This is a genomic window from Chryseobacterium sp. SIMBA_029 (assembly GCF_046535275.1).
Classification (GTDB): Bacteria; Bacteroidota; Bacteroidia; order Flavobacteriales; family Weeksellaceae; genus Chryseobacterium.
Genome location: NZ_JAWRXA010000613.1, coordinates 1 through 252, shown reverse-complemented (window position 1 = coordinate 252; position 252 = coordinate 1). Strand labels below are relative to the sequence as shown.

Below are 252 nucleotides of genomic sequence, written 5' to 3'. Positions count from 1 at the left end.
TGTTTTTTAATAATTTAGATAAGATATCCTTTGCCTCGCTAAGTTTCCCAAGCTTCAATAATGCCTCAGATTTTATAAAATACATTTCAGAAGTTCTAAAGGATACTTTGAATTCAGAACTTCCTCTTTTAATGATTTTATACTGGCTGTCATTTTTTTCAAAATAAATTTTAAACCTTTTATCTGTAGTCTCATTATATTTTGAAAGTAACTCAGTAGATACAAAAGATAAATTCTGTGCAGCACTGTCAA

The 252-nt window shown here is 27.8% G+C and carries 1 pseudogene; it reads right to left on the bottom strand.

The annotated features are described in order from the left end of the window. Positions 1-252, bottom strand: a pseudogene (locus SB679_RS25440) (RagB/SusD family nutrient uptake outer membrane protein); the annotation flags it as partial.